At 40.6% G+C, this 21,951-nt stretch carries 19 protein-coding genes and 1 riboswitch; of the genes, 14 read left to right on the forward strand and 5 right to left on the reverse strand.

What is annotated here, in order from left to right; translation table 11 throughout:
* Positions 1–5 precede the first annotated feature (5 nt).
* Both AOLE_RS00695 and AOLE_RS00700 read right to left on the reverse strand, forming a co-directional pair.
* Positions 6–356 (reverse strand): arsenate reductase, encoded by a 351-nt coding sequence (locus AOLE_RS00695; protein ID WP_013196590.1) that lies wholly within the window; start codon positions 354–356, stop codon positions 6–8.
* 455 nt (positions 357–811) lie between these two features.
* Entirely contained in the window at positions 812–1,636 is an 825-nt protein-coding gene (locus AOLE_RS00700; protein WP_005300601.1) for an exodeoxyribonuclease III, read from the reverse strand.
* A gap of 38 nt (positions 1,637–1,674) precedes the next feature.
* On the opposite strand from AOLE_RS00700, the gene pyrE reads away from it, so the two are divergent.
* Entirely contained in the window at positions 1,675–2,325 is a 651-nt protein-coding gene (gene pyrE / locus AOLE_RS00705) for an orotate phosphoribosyltransferase (protein WP_005300604.1), read from the forward strand.
* A gap of 50 nt (positions 2,326–2,375) precedes the next feature.
* Here pyrE and AOLE_RS00710 read toward each other — a convergent pair whose 3' ends face one another.
* Positions 2,376–4,565, reverse strand: coding sequence for a TonB-dependent receptor (locus AOLE_RS00710; protein WP_023274359.1), 2,190 nt, complete (start codon positions 4,563–4,565; stop codon positions 2,376–2,378).
* Between the two features lie 229 nt (positions 4,566–4,794).
* Entirely contained in the window at positions 4,795–5,007 is a 213-nt protein-coding gene (locus AOLE_RS00715) for a DUF1737 domain-containing protein (RefSeq protein ID WP_013196592.1), read from the reverse strand.
* Between the two features lie 160 nt (positions 5,008–5,167).
* On the opposite strand from AOLE_RS00715, the gene gshB reads away from it, so the two are divergent.
* The 8 genes from gshB (at position 5,168) to lpxC (ending at position 14,403) form a co-directional block, all read left to right on the forward strand.
* The gene (gene gshB, locus AOLE_RS00720; protein WP_013196593.1) at positions 5,168–6,112 is read left to right on the forward strand and encodes a glutathione synthase; all 945 of its coding nucleotides are present in this window, start codon (positions 5,168–5,170) and stop codon (positions 6,110–6,112) included.
* Positions 6,113–6,349: 237 nt separating this feature from the next.
* Positions 6,350–7,447 (forward strand): undecaprenyldiphospho-muramoylpentapeptide beta-N-acetylglucosaminyltransferase, encoded by a 1,098-nt coding sequence (gene murG, locus AOLE_RS00725; protein WP_013196594.1) that lies wholly within the window; start codon positions 6,350–6,352, stop codon positions 7,445–7,447.
* Positions 7,448–7,458: 11 nt separating this feature from the next.
* Positions 7,459–8,907, forward strand: coding sequence for a UDP-N-acetylmuramate--L-alanine ligase (gene murC / locus AOLE_RS00730; RefSeq protein ID WP_003654096.1), 1,449 nt, complete (start codon positions 7,459–7,461; stop codon positions 8,905–8,907).
* 36 nt (positions 8,908–8,943) lie between these two features.
* Entirely contained in the window at positions 8,944–9,870 is a 927-nt protein-coding gene (locus AOLE_RS00735) for a D-alanine--D-alanine ligase (protein ID WP_005300616.1), read from the forward strand.
* 2 nt (positions 9,871–9,872) lie between these two features.
* Entirely contained in the window at positions 9,873–10,727 is an 855-nt protein-coding gene (locus tag AOLE_RS00740) for a cell division protein FtsQ/DivIB (protein ID WP_005300619.1), read from the forward strand.
* Between the two features lie 60 nt (positions 10,728–10,787).
* Positions 10,788–12,050, forward strand: a complete 1,263-nt coding sequence (gene ftsA, locus AOLE_RS00745) for a cell division protein FtsA (protein WP_004790064.1) — start codon at positions 10,788–10,790, stop codon at positions 12,048–12,050.
* Positions 12,051–12,214: 164 nt separating this feature from the next.
* Complete coding sequence (ftsZ, locus tag AOLE_RS00750; protein WP_005300624.1) at positions 12,215–13,390, forward strand: cell division protein FtsZ; 1,176 nt, start codon at positions 12,215–12,217, stop codon at positions 13,388–13,390.
* Between the two features lie 110 nt (positions 13,391–13,500).
* Positions 13,501–14,403: a UDP-3-O-acyl-N-acetylglucosamine deacetylase gene (gene lpxC, locus AOLE_RS00755; RefSeq protein ID WP_004790060.1), complete on the forward strand. Its 903-nt coding sequence runs from the start codon at positions 13,501–13,503 to the stop codon at positions 14,401–14,403.
* Positions 14,404–14,500: 97 nt separating this feature from the next.
* Here the strand turns inward: lpxC and AOLE_RS00760 are convergent, their stop codons facing one another.
* Positions 14,501–14,941 carry a DUF721 domain-containing protein gene (locus AOLE_RS00760; protein ID WP_005078665.1) on the reverse strand — a complete coding sequence of 147 codons (441 nt, stop codon included), beginning with the start codon at positions 14,939–14,941 and terminating at the stop codon, positions 14,501–14,503.
* Between the two features lie 107 nt (positions 14,942–15,048).
* Between AOLE_RS00760 and AOLE_RS00765 the strand changes: the two genes are divergently transcribed.
* From AOLE_RS00765 to AOLE_RS00785, 5 genes are all read left to right on the forward strand, one after another.
* Positions 15,049–15,741, forward strand: coding sequence for a M23 family metallopeptidase (locus AOLE_RS00765; protein ID WP_005300632.1), 693 nt, complete (start codon positions 15,049–15,051; stop codon positions 15,739–15,741).
* 249 nt (positions 15,742–15,990) lie between these two features.
* A complete protein-coding gene (aceE, locus tag AOLE_RS00770; protein WP_013196595.1) occupies positions 15,991–18,708 on the forward strand; it encodes a pyruvate dehydrogenase (acetyl-transferring), homodimeric type in 2,718 nt (905 codons plus the stop codon).
* A gap of 2 nt (positions 18,709–18,710) precedes the next feature.
* Complete coding sequence (locus AOLE_RS00775; RefSeq protein ID WP_013196596.1) at positions 18,711–20,678, forward strand: 2-oxo acid dehydrogenase subunit E2; 1,968 nt, start codon at positions 18,711–18,713, stop codon at positions 20,676–20,678.
* A 145-nt stretch (positions 20,679–20,823) separates the two neighbouring features.
* Positions 20,824–21,102 (forward strand): hypothetical protein, encoded by a 279-nt coding sequence (locus tag AOLE_RS00780; RefSeq protein WP_013196597.1) that lies wholly within the window; start codon positions 20,824–20,826, stop codon positions 21,100–21,102.
* A gap of 28 nt (positions 21,103–21,130) precedes the next feature.
* A riboswitch (yybP-ykoY riboswitch) is annotated at positions 21,131–21,316 on the forward strand.
* Positions 21,317–21,331: 15 nt separating this feature from the next.
* The gene (locus tag AOLE_RS00785) at positions 21,332–21,907 is read left to right on the forward strand and encodes a TMEM165/GDT1 family protein (protein ID WP_013196598.1); all 576 of its coding nucleotides are present in this window, start codon (positions 21,332–21,334) and stop codon (positions 21,905–21,907) included.
* Positions 21,908–21,951 lie beyond the last annotated feature (44 nt).

Here is a 21,951-nt window from a genome sequence, read left to right on the forward strand (position 1 = left end):
TTTTTTTATGCTTGGATGTTTTGATAGGTAGATTCATCAAAACCTACAATGAAACCTTGTGAGGTTTGTAAAACAGGTCTTTTAATTAAACTTGGTTGAGCAATGAGTGCTTCAATAAGGTTATCTTCACTGCTTAAAGCACGATTTTGTTCTTCTTCTGAAAGCTTGCGCCAAGTCGTTCCTTTTTTATTGAGAACTGTATCTTGCCCAATTTCTTTTAACCAGATCTTTAAAGTATCTGCATCAATGCCTTGTTTTTTATAATCGTGAAAATCATAGCTAAGCGCTTTGGCTTGCAAAGCATCAAATGCTTTTTTCATTGAATTACAGTTTTTAATTCCATAAATTTTTAACATTTTATCGGACCATGTCAAAAAGAGAGAGCACACAGCCTAACCCAAAAAGCTTTTAAGCACTACTTTATACCGATACTTTTAAAACAAATGAAAATTAATGATTAATCGAAAGAGAAATGTCATGTTATTGTCATAAGACAAAGCGATAATGAGCTTAATAAGAAGAAATTAAAACTAAAAGAACTTAGCGCAAAAAATAAGAGACTTAAAAAGAGAAAACCCGCATTTAATCATCCTGATCATGCGGGTCTCATTTCAACGTCCAATGTCACATCCTTGCAAATAAACTTATCATAAGTTTATTTTATCTTCCTACGGCGTCCTATCCTTTTGCGTCATCCTGACTGCTTCCCTGTGCCGTGCAGCTATAATGCCCTTAAAGATGTTTAAGAAAAATACTCAAAAACGACATATGCTGTAAGCGAAAACGACAATGCAAGTGAACAAGTGTTCACTTACTCTTGAATTTTATAGTCGATGATAACAGGCGCGTGGTCGCTAAACCATTGATCTTTAAAGACCCATGCGTTGGCTACACGTGTTTTCCAGTCTGGTGAACATGCTTGATAGTCAATACGCCACCCTACATTTTTTGCACGAGCTTGCCCTCGATTTGACCACCATGAATAAAGTTCTGCTTCGGCGCGAACTACACGGAAAGTATCGACATAGCCAAGCTCATCGTAAATATGGTCAAGCCATGCACGTTCATGAGGTAAACAACCAGATGATTTCTGGTTACCTGACCAGTTTTTGATATCAATACGTTTATGAACAATATTGTAGTCACCACAAATGATGACTGACTTGTTTTCATCACGCCATTGTTTCAAGATTTTTGCGTATTCACCTAAAAATAAATCTTTACGTGCTTGCGCTTCTTCACCACTTGAGCCTGAAGGTAAGTATAATGATGCAATATGTACCGGATGTGACAAACCTAAATCGAATTCCGCAGAAATAAAGCGGCCTTGACTGTCAGCTAGCTCAAATCCTAAACCATCTTTAACAGAGACGAAGGGTAGGCGGCTATATATCGCAGTCCCCGCGTAACCTGCACGCTCTGCTGGAAAGAGATGGGTATGCCATCCTTCGGGTCTAAATTTTTCAGTCCATTGTTCATGGGTAATGCGGCTTTCCTGCATGCATACGACATCGGCATCTGATTGTTCTAACCATTCAAGTAAGCCTTTCGTTACTGAAGAACGTAAGCCATTTACGTTAATGGAAACGACTCGAAGAATTTTTACATCACTTGGATACTGATCCTTTGGTATCATGCGAAAATTTAACCTCAATTGTGAATTTGGAGCACCTCATGACAACGCCTGTGTCATTTCACCCGCAAGCATTTATCGAACTCGCATTATCACGCGGTGTGCTTAAATTTGGTGAGTTTACTTTAAAATCTGGACGCGTGAGTCCTTATTTTTTTAATGCAGGCCTACTCAACGATGGTGAAGCTTTATCTCTTTTAGCGCAAGGCTATGCTGATAAATTAACACAATGCCAAAATGTTGATGTGATTTTTGGACCAGCTTACAAAGGTATTCCTTTTGTAGCAGCGACTGCTGTTGCTTTGTCGCAAGTGCATAACAAAAGTGTTCCATGGGGCTTTAACCGTAAAGAAGCGAAAGATCATGGTGAAGGCGGTGTTCTAGTTGGTGCTGCGGTTGAAGGTAAAAAAGTCTGGATTATTGATGACGTAATTACCGCAGGGACAGCGATTCGTGAAGTTGTAACGATTTTGAAAAATGCTGGCGCAACTATTGCGGGCGTTTTGGTGGCATTAGATCGTCAAGAACGCGGTCAAGGTGAGCTTTCTGCAATTCAAGAAGTTCAAAAAGAATTAGAAATTCCTGTGCACGCACTCATTACCATGAAAGATTTAATGGATTATTTAGAGGCAAAAGGCGAAAAAGAAGCGCTAGCAAACATGCAAGCTTATCGCGAGAAATACGGTATCTAAAAAGAAAAAGGCATACCTCTAAAATAGGGGTATGCCTTTTTAATACTTACTTAAAACTGATAATTCAAACGTAATAACACATTACGTGGTGTGCCTGGCATGCTGTCTGAGCGCCAGTATTCTTTATTGGTCAGATTATTCACCGCAAGTGTGACATTCCACGGATCTGCACTATAGCCAATCGCCGCATCAACACGGTTAAAACCTTCCATTTTTACTTGATTATTAATATTTGGATAATAAGAGCCCACATAGGTCACGCCCACCTCGGTATACCACTGCTCGGTTGGTAAATAGCGAACAAATAAATTACCGGTGTTCTTAGATGTGTTGGCTAAATAGTTACCTTCTTGTTCAGGCTTTTGTTTATCTTCTTTCACTTTTGCATCTGTGTAGCCATAGCCACCGCGGACAAAGACATTATCAAGTACACGACCAATAAAACTAAATTCCAGACCACGAGATTGATGCTGACCCGCTGTTGCCCATACTTCTGGTTGCTCATTAGGATTTGGTTTATAGCGGATATTATTTTTACGAATATCAAAGACCGAAAATTGAGTATTTAAACGACTATCTAACCATTCGCTTTTTACCCCAACTTCGTATTGCTCGTTATATTGAGGCTCTTTATCCATTTTTGTGACATCGGTGCTTCCAGTGACTTGGTTAACACCCATTTGTCCGCCAAATGGTGCAAAGCTCTTAGAGTAAGACGTATAAAAGCTATGTTCCGGAAGCGGTTGCCATACCAAACCCACATTTGGACTAAAGCTGCCATCTTTTACATTACGGTGTTCATTAGTTAACTTGTTGGTGGTTGAAAAATCGAAGTAATCGTAGCGGACACCCATCATCAGTTTAAGTTGGTCACTTAGACCAATTAAATCTTGAATAAATACACCATAAGTTGTGCCTTCATTATAGTTATGTTGTCTCATCACTAATGGACCATTACCACGACTGTACTCGCGTTCACCTGTGAATGGATTAACGTAGCCGTAAATAGAACCATTTTTAGCTTCATTTGCTAAGCGTGGCTCTCGTTGTTCATAAGTCCAGTCTGTACCCATCATGATTTGATGTTCAAGTTGGCCTGTTTTGAACTTGCCCTTAATATCAAATGTATTGGTGGTGGTCTTATTGCTGGTTTGTTGCCAGTAGTAAATTTGATTGATGTAGCCTTTTTTAGTGTTGCATTCTTTACCTTTTAGGTCGTTTCCATCTAACCCACAATAAGTTCCAAAGTAAAAGTGATCAAAGTTTTGTTCTGCTTGTCGGTAACTTGCTGCCCAGTGAAAGTTCCAATCAGGCGCATATTGATAATTCACATCGGTGCGAACCACTTGCAAAATATCATCAACATAATCGCCGTCTTGGGCAAATCCCATTTTAATTGAGGTTCCCGTAGGCAAGTTTTCATATGCTGGACCACGATCAGGCACACGACCTAATTTGTCATAGGTATATTGTGTGGTCCAAGTGAGAGTACCATCATCATTTTTATAAGTGAAACTTGGTGAAAACATTTCAATTTTATTTTCAATGCCCGAGCGGAAGCTCCCTGACTCACCATATTCTCCAGTCAAACGTATTGCTAAATTGTCACTAATGACTTGGTTAATGTCGGCAGTTGTTCCGTAGTTATCATAAGAACCTGCATAAGCACCAACTGAACTTTTAGAGTCAAAATTGGCGAACTTACTCACCATATTCACAACCCCGCCACCAGCACTACGACCATATAAAACAGAAGCGGGACCTTTTAAAATTTCAATACGTTCGATATTTGCTGTACTACGACGTACTTGTCCGCTTTCACGTATGCCATCACGGTAAATATCACCTGTATCGGCACCAAAGCCACGAATCGTGATGCCATCACCACGCATATCGTAACTGGTTGATACGCCTGGGGTGCCTTGTAGCATAACGCTTAAATCATTTGATCCATAAATTTTATATTTCTGAACATCAATCGTATCAACGGTTTGAGGAATATCTTTTTTGTCTAAACCGTTACGTGTGACATTGGCTTTGTCATAGTCGATATAACTTTTAATTGGGTCGAGTTCACTCATAGCCTCAATTTTTATAGTGGGCATAGTAGCTGCCACTTTCGATGATGAGTCACTCAAGTCTTCTGCGTAGGCACCTTGAATATTCAAGATCATTAAACTGAGTAAGCTCAGCGGGAAAAGACGCTTAATTTGGGGAGATGATATAGAAATTCTTAACATAAAAATAAAATCAGTTAACAAAAATAAAAGTATAAATGATAATTATAATCATTTAATTGTTTAGAATAAAAGAACTATTGCCTTAAAAAATGACATATTTATTTTTTAATAACTATTTTTTAGGAATGTAATGAGTAAATTAAGCAAACTATGTGAATTAACTCATTAGTTTTTCTTGTTAATTTGGTTTTGGAGAGGGGCTTTTACCAATAAAAACTCCTCCTTGGAATTAAGTGTTATTTTTCAGAACATCTAAAATATCCATTTTTGGATCATAATTCTCGTCAATTGTTTTGCAAATTGCTTGTCCAACAATGACATGCGTGCCATTAAAGGTCATGGTTGGCGCTTCATATAATTCCCAACCATGATTCAGTGCTTTAGTCACTCTTGCACAAAAAGCAGAGTCATCAGGACCAGTTAAATAGCGATAAAGTTTCATGTTTAGCCTGTAAATATAATGTTTTATGGTCATAGTTTAACTGAATTTACTTAAATTCCAGATCAAGAAATAACAGATAAGGTTTTACTGAAATTAAGAAAAACCAGTGAAAAATCTCAGCTATACTCATGTTAATTTAAATTTTAAGAAGAGCTTGAGCATGCGTGTACTTGTCGTCATGGATCCGATTGAAACCGTAAACCTTAAAAAGGATTCAACCATGGCAATGTTGTGGGCGGCGAGCCGTCGTGGACATGAATTAGGTTATGCATTACAGCAAGATTTATATATCGATCAAGGTAAGGCTTACGGTCTAATTTCACCGTTAAAAGTTTTTGAAGATTACAATCATTACTATGAGCTTGGCGAAAAGAAAAAAGAATCTATCGCAGCTTATGATGTAGTACTCATGCGTAAAGATCCGCCATTTGACATGAATTTTGTCTACACGACTTACGTGCTTGAGCAAGCTGAGCGTGAAGGTTCATGGATTATTAATAGGCCTCAATCATTGCGTGATTGCAACGAAAAACTTTTTGCAACGCAATTTCCAGAATTACAAGTACCTACACTTGTGACCTCACAACAAAGTTTAATTCGTGAATTTATTAAAGAACATGGTGATGTGATTGTTAAGCCGCTTGATGGTATGGGCGGTATGGGGATTTTCCGTTTATACCAAGACGGTGTAAATATTGGTTCTACCTTAGAAATGCTTACAGAGCTAGGCAACCGTCCAATTATGGCTCAGCGCTATATTCCTGAAATTGTAGAAGGGGATAAGCGTATTTTGATGGTGAATGGTGAACCTATTCCTTACTGTCTAGCTCGTATTCCACAAAATGGTGAAGTACGCGGCAACTTAGCGGCAGGTGGTTTAGGCCAAGCGCGTCCGCTTACTGAAAATGACAAGTTGATTGCAGCTAAAATTGGTCCTTTCTTACGCGAAAAAGGTTTAGTTTTTGTAGGTTTAGATGTAATTGGTAATTATGTCACTGAAATTAATGTCACTAGCCCAACGTGTATTCGTGAAATTGATGCTCAATTTGGTACATCAATTGCAGATGATCTATTTGATGTATTAGAAGTTGGACGTTCAGCTTAATTATTTATTTCAGGTGGTTTTCCGCGGTATTTATGGGAAATCACCTGAAAATATATGAATTAATAAAATAACAATACTAAATACACCACAGCTTTGTAGGCATATTTTCAAAAAAGCACATCTTTCTGTTATAAACGAGTGAAATTAGCTTTTCGTTAATGAAGCTTTAGGATTAAAATAAACGGCTACAAAAATAGATGACAATTTCCATTGTTTTTTGAGTTGAAGAATTAGACCGTGACCGATTCACAGCAAAGCAAACCTAAACATGTCATGATGATGGCTGCCGGTACAGGTGGACATGTTTTTCCAGCCCTCGCCGTAGCCAAAAAACTTCAACAACAAGGTTGTCAGGTTTCATGGTTAGCCACGCCAACAGGTATGGAAAACCGATTATTAAAAGATCAAAATATTCCAATATATCAAATTGATATTCAAGGTGTTCGTGGCAATGGATTAGTCCGTAAAATTGCTGCACCTTTTAAAATTTTAAAAGCCACTTTAAGCGCAATGCGTTATATGAAACAGCTTAAAGTTGATGCAGTTGCAGGCTTTGGCGGTTATGTTGCGGGACCGGGTGGTTTGGCAGCACGCTTGTTAGGTATTCCTGTACTTATTCATGAACAAAATGCGGTTGCTGGTTTTACCAATGCGCAGTTGTCTCGTGTTGCTAAAGTCGTATGCGAAGCATTTCCAAATACATTTCCTGCGGATGGAAAAGTCGTTACAACAGGAAATCCTGTACGTCATGAAATCACAGATATTTTAAGCCCAAAGTGGCGTTATGATGAGCGTGCGCAAGCAGGGCAGCCTCTAAATATTCTAATTGTTGGTGGTTCTTTAGGTGCCAAAGCACTCAATGAACGCTTACCTCCAGCATTAAAACAATTACAAGTTCCACTTAATATTTTTCACCAGTGCGGTCAGCAACAAGTTGAGGCAACTCAAGCACTCTACGCAGATGCACCAGCCAATTTAACTGTACACGTTTTACCGTTTATTGAAGATATGGCAAAGGCTTATAGTGAGGCAGATTTAATTATTTGCCGAGCTGGAGCACTCACGGTAACAGAAGTTGCAACAGCAGGTGTGGCCGCAGTTTTTGTACCACTTCCTATAGCAGTTGATGACCATCAAACTGCAAATGCCAAATTTCTGGCGGATTTCGGTGCTGCAAAAATTTGTCAGCAATCGACTATGACACCAGATGTTCTAAATGAATTGTTCACTTCGCTGATGAACCGCCAGTTACTTACAGAAATGGCAGTGAAAGCGCGTCAACATGCCCAACCAAATGCGACTCAGCATGTGGTTGATCTTATCCAAAAAATGTAATCGGATTTACTATGTCTCCATCAACAGCTGCGAACCAAGCAAAAAAACTGATTAAAGTGCCTGAAATGCGCCGTATCAAACACATTCATTTTGTGGGAATCGGCGGTGCTGGGATGTGTGGCATTGCAGAGGTATTGGGTAACCAAGGTTATAAAATTTCTGGTTCAGACATTAAAGCATCTAAAACTACAGAACAATTAGAGCAAAATGGCATCAAGGTTTATATTGGCCATCAAGCGGAAAATATTAAAAATGCCAATGTGCTTGTAGTTTCTACAGCGATTGATCCAGAAAATCCGGAAATTAAAGCAGCGATTGAGCAACGTACTCCAATCGTACGCCGTGCAGAGATGCTAGGTGAGCTTATGCGTTACCGTCATGGTATTGCTGTAGCGGGTACACATGGTAAAACGACAACGACTAGTCTTTTAACGACCATGTTGGCTGAAGAAAACCTTGATCCAACTTATGTGATTGGTGGTTTACTTAACAGTACAGGCGTAAATGCTGCATTAGGTGAAAGCCGTTTTATCGTGGCTGAAGCTGATGAATCAGATGCATCTTTCCTTTATTTGCAACCAATGGCAGCGATTGTAACGAATATCGATGCTGACCATATGGATACCTATGAAGGTAGCTTTGATAAATTAAAAGATACGTTCGTTCAGTTCCTTCATAACTTACCATTTTATGGTTTAGCTGTCGTTTGTGGTGATGACGCCAACATTCGTGAAATTATGCCGCGTGTAGGCCGTCCAGTCATTACTTATGGTTTTAACGAAGATAACGACATTCGCGCAATTGATGTTGAACAAGATGGTATGCGTTCACACTTCACTGTGTTACGTAAAGGACGTGAGCCGCTACGTTTAACGATTAATCAACCAGGCATGCATAATATTTTGAATGCTTTGGCTGCTATTGGTGTTGCGACTGATGAAGGTGTTTCTGATGACGCAATTAGCCGTGCTTTAGCAGGCTTCAGTGGTGTTGGTCGTCGCTTCCAAGTACAAGGTGAATTCGAACTTGCCGATGGTAACGTTAAGTTAGTTGATGACTATGGACACCATCCGAAAGAAGTAGAAGCAACTATTAAAGCTGCTCGTCAGAGTCATCCGGATCGTCGTTTGGTGATGTTATTCCAGCCACACCGTTACTCTCGTACCCGTGATTGTTTTGATGACTTTATTGAAGTGCTTTCTCAGGTTGATCAATTATTATTATTGGAAGTTTATCCTGCCGGCGAAAAGCCTATTGTGGGTGCAGACAGCCGTACTCTAGCGCGTAGTATTCGTTTACGTGGACAGGTGGAACCGATTTTGGTTGATCCGGTTGAAGGTAATTTGCAAAACATCATGCAAAATGTGTTACAACCAAATGACTTGTTATTAACGCAAGGTGCGGGTAACGTGGGAGCAATTTCTGTAGAACTTGCACAACACCATTTGTATGTGAAATAAACAAAAATATTGAATTATCGGGTTAAGGATTTAAACGTGTCAAATGCTACAAAATTCGGCAAAGTTGCCGTGCTATTTGGTGGGAAATCGGCTGAGCGTGCTGTGTCTTTAGATAGTGGTCAGGCAGTTCTGGACGCTTTATTGCGTTCAGGTGTTCAGGCTGAAGCATTTGATCCGCAAGACCGCAGTGTGACTGAACTTGTAAATTATGATCGTGCATTTATTGTATTGCATGGTCGTGGTGGTGAAGATGGCCAGATTCAAGGCGTGCTTGAATGGTTGAATCTGCCTTATACAGGAACTGGTGTACAAGGTTCTGCGATTGGCATGGATAAAGTTAAAACCAAGCAAATCTGGCAAGGTAGTGATTTACCTACAGCGCCATATCGCATTATTACTAAAGAAACAGATTTAGATGCGGTGATTGCTGAGTTAGGCTTACCTGTCATTATCAAACCTGTACATGAAGGCTCAAGTGTCGGCATGAGTAAGGTAGAGAAAGCAGAAGATTTTGCAGCTGCAATTGAGAAAGCAACTCAGCACGATGCTGTTGTGATGGCAGAAAAGTGGATCACAGGTCGTGAATTCACAATCTCATTCCTAAATGGTCAGCCTTTACCGGTTATTCGTTTACAACCACCAGCAGATGTTGCTTTCTACGACTACGAAGCGAAATATCAACGTAATGATGTAGAGTATGGTATTCCTTGTGGTCTAAGTGAGACAGAAGAGAAAAACCTGCAAGCATTGTGCTTACGCGCTTTTCAGGCAGTTGGTGCAGAAAGCTGGGGCCGTATTGATGCGATGCAGGATGAGCAAGGTAATTTCTGGCTTTTAGAAGTAAACACTGTGCCAGGTATGACCAGCCACTCTTTAGTTCCAAAAGCTGCGAAAGCTGTTGGCTATAGTTTTGATGAATTGTGTGTTGCCATTCTTGAGCAAACATTGGAAGGTACGGCTTAAATATGGCACAACTTCCGGCTTCCATGCGCCGTAAACGTGCGGCCATCACCTCTATTCATGATAAACCACCTACACGTAAGCAGAAGCTTGCAAATGCTGGTGGATGGGTGCTGTTGGTTATTGCTTTTGTAGTGCTGGCAGTCGGAATTTATGGGCTATATAAAGTTATTACAGATGCAACAGTTGCAAAGCTAGAGGTTGTAGGATCGACGTCTTCAGTTGAAACACAACAAGTGATGCAGCATGTTGCTCCAATTATAAAAGCGAATTATTTCACATCTGATTTAGAACAGATTCGAGATAAAACATTAGAAATTTCGTGGGTAGACCGAGTTGTCGTTTCTCGTGCTTGGCCCAATGGTATTCGTGTTCGTGTCATGCCTCGACATGCCATCGCCCGTTGGGGAACAGGTCGCTTGTTAAGCGATGGAGGCGATGTATTCAGTGAGGCAGAGCCGACTATTCATCCTGAGCTTCCGTTACTCCATGGTCCGGTAAGCCAGTCGAAAATGATGATGCGACGCTATAATGAAATCAATCAATTATTCCACCCTGCCAATTTGCGTCTAAAAGAGTTATATCTGACAGAGCGAATGACTTGGTTTATGCAGTTTGACTCAGGTTTACGAATTATTGTTGACCAAGATCAAACAATGAATAAGTTGCAACGTTTAAGCCATCTGGCACAATCTGACTTAAAACCGGTCTGGTCGAAAATCTCAGCCATTGATTTGCGATATCGTAATGGATTATCTATTCAATGGAAGAATGCAACACCACCTAAAATTGTGAATGGTCAGTTTGTTGTAACGATTGATGACACAAGCATTGCAGGTGGAACAAAAGCAAAGCCATAATACGTGGCTTTAAAATAGGCAATTTGCCTGGTATTAAACAACAAAGAAATGGTATGAGTGATGAATGAAGCTGTTCCCTCAGTTGTTGCGATTGACATTGGGACGCATAAAGTTTCAGTTTTGATTGGAAAAATTCATGCGCCGGATAACATTCAAGTTATCGGTATGGCAACTGCTCGCAATCGTGGCATGAATAAAGGAAAAATCGTAAGCCTCGATAAAGTTATCGCTGCGATTAAAAATGCTGTCGCTGAAGCGGAAAATATGGCCGAATGTCGCATTCATAGCGCATGGGTATCGATTCCGAGTACCGAGTTGCAAAGTTTTTATGCCTCTGGCCGCACACCAGTTGCTAATCCAGCACATGTTATTACAACAAATGAAGTCGTGCGCGCGTTAGAATTGGCAAAAGCAAGTCATGTGACTTCTGATTACTATTTAGCAAGTGCAGTGCCGTTAGGCTTTGAATTAGGTGATTCTGCTGAATGGGTGCAGAATCCAATTAATATGACTGCCCATAGTATGACCGGACATTATCAGTTAATGATGATGCCGATTGCGACTATGCAAAACCTTGATCGCGCTATGAAAGGTGCAAATATCGGGGTTGAAAAAATGGTGGTATCTTGTCTGGCAACCGCTGAGGCAAGCTTGCTTAAAGATGAAAAAGAGTATGGTGTTTGTCTAGTCGATATTGGCGCAGGCATTACCAATCTTGCAGTTTATCTAGATGGACGTTTGGCTCTGGCACGTACATTGCAACGCGGTGGTGAGCATGTTACGCGTGATATTGCTGCTGTATTGCAAACTACGACAGAAGAAGCTGAACGTATTAAAATTCTGTATGGTTGTGTTGATTTAAGTGCTGTTAAGCCAGATCACATGATTCAGGTAGAAGGAATTGATGGTCCTCAAACGATTAGTCGAATTGAGTTGTCAGAAATTATTATTGCCCGCTATGAAGAGATCTTTAGCCAGATTCGCGATGAGCTCGAAAACAGCGGTGCAATTCATGGTTTGTACCATGGTGTAGTGTTGACAGGGGATGCTTGTCAAATCGAAGGTATGGTGAGTTTGGCTCGCCGTATGTTGGGGGTATCTGCCCATTTGGGTAATCCGCCGTTACAGGTTTATGCTGATGATCAACATCAGGCAGCATTACGTCGTTCGATGTATGCAACAGCAGCTGGTTTGCTCATGTTTAGCCAAAGTGAGTTGCAAGAAGCTGTTGAAGAGCCTGAAGAGGCAAATGACCGTTCGGTATGGGAGCGAATGGTAAATGGCTGGAATGCATTTAATAGCAAGCTAAAAGCCATTTTTTAGGATGTATGGATTTATTGGTAGAATTGTTAGGAAGTTGTAAGAGAAAACCACTGTACTTGACAAGGTTTGTATTGCACAGCATTCTTAAAATTAGTTATTTTTGAAAATCAAGGCAGTATACGGGCTGAAGTGACTGCCATAATGTATTAGGAACCCTAAAGGTCATGGCCTCATTTGAATTTATAGAAGATGAACTAAACGATGGCAACGGTCAAGCCCGTTTCACTGTATTTGGTGTAGGTGGTGGTGGCGGTAATGCCGTTCAACATATGGTGCAGTCTGATATTCAAGGTGTTAAATTCGTTTGTGCCAATACAGACAAACAAGCACTAGACTGTATGAATGCACCTTTCAAAATTCAGTTAGGCGAGCAAAGTACGCGTGGTTTAGGTGCTGGTGCTAACCCTGAAGTTGGTCAAGTTGCAGCAGAAGAAAGCCGTGAAATTATTCGTCACCATCTTGAAGGTACGGATATGGTGTTCGTTACCGCTGGTATGGGGGGTGGTACGGGTACGGGCGCGGCTCCTGTCGTGGCTGAAGTTGCCAAAGAAATGGGTATTTTGACTGTTGGTGTTGTAACAACTCCATTTAACTTTGAAGGCCGTCGCCGTTTAAAATCTGCTGAGCGCGGTATTGAAGCGCTTGAAGCACATGTTGATTCATTGATTATTATCCCGAACCAACGCTTACTTAGCGTATATGGCGATATTTCAATGAAAGATGCTTATAAAAAAGCTGATGATGTATTGTTAAACGCTGTACGTAGTATCTTTGACCTTGTTGTAAACCGTGGTCACATTAACCTTGACTTCGCCGATTTGAAAACTGCAATGAGTACTCGTGGTTACGCAATGATGGGTGCTGGTTTAGGTCGTGGTGAAGATCGTGCACGTCAAGCAGCTGAACAGGCTATTCGTAGTCCATTGCTTGATAACGTAAATATTATTAATGCTAAAGGTGTGTTGATTAACATTACTGGCGGTGATGATATTACTCTACGCGAAACTGAAATCATTACTGATGTCGTGAACCAGATTGTTGACCTTGATGAAGGTGAAATTTTCTACGGTACAGTATTTGATCCAGATGCGCGTGATGAATTACGTGTAACAGTGATTGCAACTGGTTTAACTCGTAATGCTGCAGATGCAGAACCGAGAAAACGTAATACAGTAAGTCATGCATCGACTCAATCAGCTCAATCTGTTGATGAAGATGACGTTCCTGCTATTAATAAGCGTCAAAATGCAGACAATGAAGTGAGTAGCAACGCAAGTTCTTCTCCGCGTTCTTCTCCGATGAGTATTCAAGATTACTTGAAAAATCAGCAACGTAAGTAAAAAATTATTAAATTTAAAAAAAGGCAGTGTTTAAACACTGCCTTTTTTTGTTTTTGATCAATGACTAAATATGCTAACGTATAGCGGTTTTAAAAAAGAAGTTACAAAGCATGGTGAAACAACGTACTCTCAATCGTGTGGTAAAAGCGAGTGGAATAGGTCTTCATAGCGGTCAAAAAGTGATGATCAATTTCATTCCACATACCGCTGATGGAGGTATTGTATTTCGTCGTATCGATTTAGACCCGCCCGTTGAAATCCATGCAAATGCATTGCTGATTCAAGAAGCTTTCATGTGCTCCAATTTAGTGATTGGAGATATAAAAGTTGGAACGATTGAGCATGTGATGAGCGCAATTGCAGGCTTAGGAATTGATAACCTTATTGTTGAGGTATCTGCGTCCGAAGTTCCGATTATGGATGGAAGCGCCGGCCCATTTATTTACCTATTAATGCAAGGTGGATTACGTGAGCTGGATGCGCCGAAAAAATTTATAAGAATATTAAAACCAGTTGAAGCATTAATAGATGATAAAAAAGCGATTTTTAGCCCGCATAATGGTTTTCAGTTAAATTTTACGATTGATTTTGACCATCCGGCATTTGCTAAAGAATATCAATCTGCCACTATCGACTTTTCTACTGAAACTTTTGTATATGAAGTCAGTGAAGCTCGTACTTTTGGTTTCATGAAAGATCTAGATTACCTTAAAGCAAATAACTTAGCTTTAGGTGCAAGTTTAGATAATGCGATTGGTGTAGATGACACAGGCGTTGTGAATGAAGAAGGCTTACGTTTCGCTGACGAATTTGTAAGACATAAGATTTTGGATGCAGTTGGTGATTTGTATTTGCTTGGTCATCAAATTATTGCCAAGTTCGATGGCTATAAATCAGGACATGCTTTAAATAATCAGTTGTTACGCAATGTTCAAAGTGATCCGAGTAATTATGAAATTGTAACATTTAATGACGAGAATGAATGTCCAATTCCATATGTCAGTGTGACATAAGTCATTGTCTTTACTTGGCTACGTTATATTGTAACGTTTCAAAGTGTGATTATTATCACATAATAAGAACGATTCTAATTAAGAAATAGAAAGCTCATCATTTTTTATTGCTTGCCAAACGTAGTAAAGCTTGGCTAAGCTTAGGGTCGCTCACAAAGTCGGCTGCACTACGTAACATTTCTTGTGTTTCCGGGGGGATGGGTTTAGATGGCTCAGATGAGGGTGTATTTGGAATATTTTTATTTCTCAAGCGAACCTGAATTCTTTGTAAGTCTTTTAACCCTTCAAGTTGAGATAATTTAGATACATATTGGTTCTGTAAATAACTGAGTTGACTAATCATCGCCTGATTTTCACCAGTAATGATTAAAGAACCATTTTGATAACACACGACCTGCCATTGTTCCGGTTGGGGCAATAAGGGTTGGATTATTTTCGTAAGTCTTTGCCATTGCGCGACTTGCGTTGTTAGAAACGTAAGGTTTCCTGTTTTTATGTGTTTTCCGGTTTGTTGAAAAACGTTATCGGGTTTAGACATGGGTCATTCTCGGATAGATTCTTGTCTTCATCTTAAGCGTTCATTTCGATTGATATCAAGGAAGAGATCATAAGGAACTTGAGTAAGAACAGTTTCAAGAGGTTTTTATGCACACGCGTCGTATTTTATTAGCGTTTTCACTTGCCGCTTCGGCAGCATCAGTTGCTTTTGCAGATTATCAAACAATTAACCAATCTACTGATTCAGATCGATTGGAACAACTATCAAAAACATTATCTCAAGGTTCATACACCCATCCTGATGATTTAGATCTTCCGGCGAGTGCGAAAGTTTCAGTGACCTTACGCCAAAAAACGGTTGAGCTCAACAATGAATCGCTCGCAAAAAAATATGGCAATACGAGTGCAAAGAATTCTTTTAATGCCTCTTCTTCAAATGCTTACTCTTGGTTAGTTTCGCATCCTCTTCCTGATACTGTACGAGTTTCTTCGAACTTCGGTGGTCGTACAATGAGCGGTCGTGCCGAACATCATGGTGGTTTAGATATGGCTGCTCCGAGTGGCACGCCAATCTATGCAACAGGCCCAGGTATTGTAACCAAATCTGGCTGGGGCACTGGCTATGGTCAATACGTTGAAATTAACCATGGGAATGGTTACTTAACACGTTATGCTCATGCTTCGCGCTTAATGGTACGTGTAGGCGACCAAGTATCTGCTGGTGAACATATTGCCAATGTAGGCTGTACTGGTCGCTGTACTGGCCCACATTTGCACTACGAAGTAGTAAAAGATGGTCAACGTAAGAATCCAACGACTTACTTGGCGATGCTTCCTTAAAAGCATAGTTAAAAAGTTAAGGTTATTAAATTTATGAATCTGAAATTAGCCTAAACCTTTTTTAACGTAAAGATTGTATAAAAAAACGCCATTATTGGCGTTTTTTTGTTATTTTGTTTAATGCTCGGTCAATGACTATTCATTCAGAAAATAATAGGCCCCCCTCACATTCACCCGTGGCAATAACTAGAGAGGGGTAAAACGTGGTAAAAATACAAAGTAGATTAAAGAACAAGGAACAGGTGAATTATGGCGTTTTACGGTGACTCCGATGCACAAGAAACCCAAGAGTGGCAAGATGCATTCGATTCAGTTTTACAACATATGGGAACTGAGCGCGCAGCATTCTTATTGGAAAAACTTTACCAACAAGCAATTGCTAAGCATGTTCCAATTCAACGTCTCAATACACCTTACTTAAATACAATTTCTGTTGAAGAACAACCTGCAATGCCAGGCGACCAAGATATGGAACGCCGTATTCGTGCATTGATTCGTTGGAATGCCTTAGCAATGGTACTTCGTGCGAATAAAACAGGTGATGATTTAGGTGGACACTTGGCGAGCTTCGCATCAAGTGCAACATTATATGACGTAGGTTTTAACCATTTCTTCCGCGCAAACAGCGATAACTTTGGCGGAGATATGATTTATTACCAAGGACACTGTGCTCCTGGTATTTATGCACGTTCATTCCTTGAAGGACGTTTAACTGAAGAACAGTTAAGTAATTTCCGCCGTGAAGTTGGCGGTAACGGTTTACCAAGCTATCCACATCCATATTTAATGCCGGACTATTGGCAATTCCCAACTGTATCAATGGGTCTTGGTCCAATCATGTCGATTTATCAAGCGCACATTCAAAAATATTTGATGAACCGTGGCTTGATCAAAGAAGAAAATCGTAAAGTCTGGGCTTATCTTGGCGATGGTGAGATGGATGAGCCAGAAAGTACTGGTGCAATTTCACTCGCTGGTCGTGAAAAACTTGATAACTTGATTTGGGTTGTTAACTGTAACTTACAGCGTCTAGATGGTCCTGTACGTGGTAACGGTAAAATCATTCAAGAATTAGAATCTTTATTCCGTGGTGCGGGCTGGCGTGTCATTAAAGTGGTATGGGGCCGTCATTGGGATCCGCTACTTGCAAAAGACAACACAGGCGCTTTAAAAGCGGTAATGGAAGAAACTGTTGATGGTGAATACCAACGCTATCAAGTGAAAGGTGGTGCATATACACGTGAGAAATTCTTTGGCAAGTACCCAGAAGCTGCGGAACTTGTAAAAGATTTAAGCGATGAAGACATCGATAATCTCAACCGTGGTGGCCATGACCCTTACAAAGTTTTTGCAGCCTATGCAGAAGCAATGAAAGCCAAAGGTCAACCAACAGTTATTCTTGCGAAAACTGTTAAAGGTTACGGTTTGTCTGAAGAAATTGAAGCGGTGAACAAAACTCACCAAATCAAAAAAATGCAGATCGACTCTTTAAAATATGTACGTGACCGTTTTAACCTGCCATTTACAGATGATAAGTTAGAAGAGCTTCCATTCTATCGCCCAAGTGAAAACTCTCCAGAAATGAAGTACATGAAAGCGCGTCGTGAAGCGTTAGGTGGTTACCTGCCAGCACGTCGTCGTGAGAGTGAAATTTTAGCGATTCCTGAATTATCTGTATTTGATGCAGTATTAAACGGTTCAGGTGGTAAAGAGCAATCTACTACGATGGTGATGGTTCGTTTAATTGCTGCTTTACTTAAAGAAAAAGCAATTAAAGACCGCGTAGTGCCAATCGTTCCAGATGAAGCACGTACATTTGGTTTAGAAGGTATGTTCCGTCAGCTTGGTATTTATGCTGCTCACGGTCAAAAATATACCCCAGAAGACCAAGAACAGTTAATGCATTACCGTGAAGCAAGTGACGGTCACATGCTTCAAGAAGGGATTAACGAAGCTGGTGCGATGAGCGCATGGGCTGCGTTGGCAACAAGTTATTCAACGAATAACTTGCCAATGATTCCAATGTACATGTACTACTCAATGTTTGGTTTCCAACGTATTGGTGATATTGCGTGGGCTGCGGGCGATGCACAAGCTCAAGGTTTCTTGTTAGGTGCAACTGCTGGTCGTACCACATTGAACGGTGAAGGTTTACAGCACCAAGATGGTCATTCACATATCTTGGCGAACACGATTCCAAACTGCGTATCTTATGATCCATGTTTTGGTTACGAATTAGCTGTAATCGTTCATGACGGTTTACAACGTATGTATGTGAACCAAGAGCGTGTGTTCTATTATTTAACTGTAATGAACGAAAACTACGAGCATCCTGCAATGCCTGAAGGCGCTGAGGAAGGCATTAAACGTGGTATGTACTTGTTCGAAAAAGATGAAAAAGCAACTGTTCAGTTACTTGGTTCAGGTGTAATTCTTCGTGAAGTGATCAAAGCTGCGAAAATCTTACGTGATGAATACCAAATCCATTCAAACGTTTGGAGTGTAACAAGCTTCAATGAGTTGTCACGTGATGGTATGGCATGTGAAGAATACAACCGCTTACACCCACTTACTGAAGAAGTGAAAGAGTCTTGGGTATCTAAACAGTTACGTGGTACAGAAGGTATTGTTGTTTCAGCAACAGACCATATGCGTGCGTATAGCGAACAAATCCGTGCTTATCTTCCAGATGGTCGTCCATTTGTTGCATTAGGTACAGATGGTTATGGTCGCTCAGATACACGTGCTAACTTACGTAGTTTCTTTGGTGTTGATGCTGCACATATCGTTGTTGCTACTTTGAAAAAATTAGCTGACGAAGGTGAAGTAGATGCACGTTTAGTTAAAGATGCAATTTCTAACTTTGAGTTGGACACTGACCGTCCAGTGGCATGGGCTCCACAAGCACATCCAGAAGTTCAGGCAGTTGCTGAATACAATGAAGCGCAAACTGGTGAGGGGAACTAAGCATGCAAATTAAGACCCCTGATATTGGTGTAGATAAAGCAGTTGTTGCTGAAATTTTGGTAAAAGTTGGTGACAGCATTGCTGAAAATGACAGCCTTGTTTTACTTGAGTCAGATAAAGCATCTGTTGAAGTGCCTAGCACTTCAGCAGGTGTCGTAAAAAGTATCTTAATCAAGGAAGGCGATAGCGTAACTGAAGGTACGGTATTGTTTGAACTTGAGGCTGAAGGTGCTGCACCTGTAGCTCAAACAGAAGAAGTTGCAAAACCTGCTCCAGCAGCTGAACAAACAGCAGCGCCGGCAGCGGTACAACAGACTTCAACTGCTGCACAACCTGCAGCGGCAACCACTAGCCAAGTGGTTGAAGTTCAAGTTCCTGATATTGGTGTTGAAAAAGCACTCGTTGGTGAAATCTTAGTAAAAGTTGGTGAGCAAATCGATATTGAGCAAAGCATCGTTGTTGTTGAATCTGACAAAGCAACTGTAGAAGTACCAAGTAGTGTTGCGGGTACTGTAGAAAGCATTCAAGTTAAAGAAGGCGATACAGTTAAAGAAGGTGTTGTGCTCATTAAAGTGAAAACAACATCTGCATCGAGTGCGCCAGTTGAAGCTCCTGCTTCTACAGCAGCGGCAGCGCCTGCACCAGTTCAAAAAGAAACTGTAGCTACGGCTGCTACTCAATCTGGACCAGTTGATATTAACGTTCCTGATTTGGGCGTAGATAAAGCAGTTGTTGCTGAAATCTTGGTTCAGGTTGGCGATAAAGTTGATGTAGACCAAAGCCTTGTTGTGGTTGAGTCAGATAAAGCGACTGTTGAAGTTCCAAGTACTGTTGCGGGCATTGTGAAAGCGATTCACTTGCAAGCAGGCCAACAGGTTTCACAAGGTATATTGCTTGCAACAATTGAAGCTGAAGGCCAAGCACCTGCTGCGGCAAAAGCAGAAGTAGCTCCAGCTCCACAGGCAGCAGCACCTAAAGCGGCAGCTCCTGCTCCGACTCAGGCTGTATCTGCTCCAGCGTCTGGCAGTGACAAGTTAACTAAAGAGCAAGAAGCCGAAAACGCTAAAGTATATGCAGGTCCTGCTGTACGTAAGCTTGCTCGTGAACTTGGTGTGATTTTGTCACAAGTTAAAACTTCTGGTGAGCATGGCCGTGTTGTTAAAGAAGATATCTTTGCTTATGTGAAGACTCGTTTAACTGCGCCACAAGCTGCACCAGTTGCTGCGGCTGCACCAGCGGTTTCGGGTTTACCAAAGCTTCCTGACTTCACTGCGTTTGGTGGAGTGGAAGAAAAAGTACTGACGCGTTTGCAGCAAGTATCAATTCCGCAATTGTCGTTGAATAACTTTATTCCGCAAGTCACTCAGTTTGATTTGGCTGACATTACTGAGTTAGAAGATTGGCGTAATGAACTGAAAGGCAACTTCAAAAAAGAAGGTATCAGCCTGACGATTATGGCATTCATTATCAAAGCAGTTGCGTATTTGTTAAAAGAAGAGCGTGAGTTCGCAGGTCATCTATCTGATGACGGTAAATCAGTGCTCTTGCGCAATGAAATCCATATGGGAATTGCGGTAGCAACACCTGATGGTTTAACTGTGCCAGTACTTCGTAACCCAGACCAAAAATCAATTAAGCAAATCGCAGTTGAATTGGGTGTGTTAGGTCAAAAAGCACGTGATAAGAAATTAACACCGAAAGACTTACAAGGTGCGAATTTCACCATTTCAAGCTTAGGCGCAATTGGTGGTACAGCATTTACACCACTTGTAAACTGGCCACAAGTTGCGATTTTGGGTATTTCACCTGCAACGATGCAACCGGTTTGGAATGGTAAAGACTTTGATCCACGCTTAATGTTGCCGTTGTCGTTGTCTTATGATCACCGTGTAATTAATGGTGCAGATGCCGCTCGATTTACCAATAAACTTACGAAACTTCTTAAAGATATTCGTACTTTATTAATCTAATATTCTGAAATGAATCATTAAAACCTCGCTTCGGCGGGGTTTTATTTTGGTATTTAATTTAATTAATTTTAGGTTAATCTAAAGATTAAGAGGGAGTGATCGAGAGAGGAAAAATTTCTCGTTTTAGGTAAAGGAGAAATAATAGATGGTGGGTTTTTTAAAAATCATGTTGCCGATTCTGTTGGTTGTATTTTTATTGATGGGATTATGGGTCAGTTTTTTGCACTTTCCTTGGGAGTGGATGACCTACGTTGCAATCGGTTTGGAAGTATTTGTGGCAACGCTTATTTTGCCGTTTGAATTTCAATCACAACATATAGCTGGCATTAACAATTTTGGTTTTATTAATTTAAGTATCTGTTTAGCTTTACTATTAGGCTTGGGGCGTCTGTTAGTATGGGCATGGATAAAATTTTTTGTTTGAAAAATAGAACTGCTCGAATATAATGAGCACATACTTCATTGGGGAGTAGCCGCTATTCATTTCTGAATGAATAGGTGATGATCAACATAATTGTTCAACAGAACATGGTCATCATAGCTTAAACGTCTCATCGTTTCCGAGTTGGCAAGACCTTTGATTTACCACTCTGCAGATATTTGGCTAGCAGGAGGGGTAGGTCATGGGCATTTATGCTAGCCAGAGAAACGACATGCAAGAATTTCTGATTTCTACCTCGATTGTTGCCCTTGCTGAAATGGGCGATAAAACTCAATTGTTGGCCCTTTTACTGTCTGCACGTTTCCGTAAGCCAATCCCTATTCTCATTGCGATTCTTTTAGCCACTTTAATTAACCATGGTATCTCTGCTGTGCTTGGACAGTGGATTACAACCGTGTTGAGTCCCGAAATTTTAGTTTGGGTACTTGCGGGTGGTTTCATTGGTATGGCCTTCTGGATGCTTATTCCAGATAAGCTAGATGATGAAACAGATAGCATTAACAGATGGCAAAAATTTGGTGTTTTTGGTGCAACCTTTATCCTGTTCTTCTTAGCAGAAATTGGTGATAAAACTCAGATTGCGACAGTTGCTTTAGCTGCACGTTATGACAGCATTTTCTGGGTAATGCTAGGCACAACCTTAGGTATGATGATTGCCAATGCACCAGCTGTATTTATTGGTAATAAATTAGCTGAACGTTTATCTATCTCTCTCATCCATAAAATTGGTGCTGCAATTTTCTTAATTGTAGGTATCTCTACTTTAGTGCAGCATTATTTCTTCTAAAGCATTTAACGTTGCCATAAAAAACGCACTCAATTCGAGTGCGT

It is taken from the genome of Acinetobacter oleivorans DR1, assembly GCF_000196795.1.
In the GTDB taxonomy this organism is placed as follows: domain Bacteria; phylum Pseudomonadota; class Gammaproteobacteria; order Pseudomonadales; family Moraxellaceae; genus Acinetobacter; species Acinetobacter oleivorans.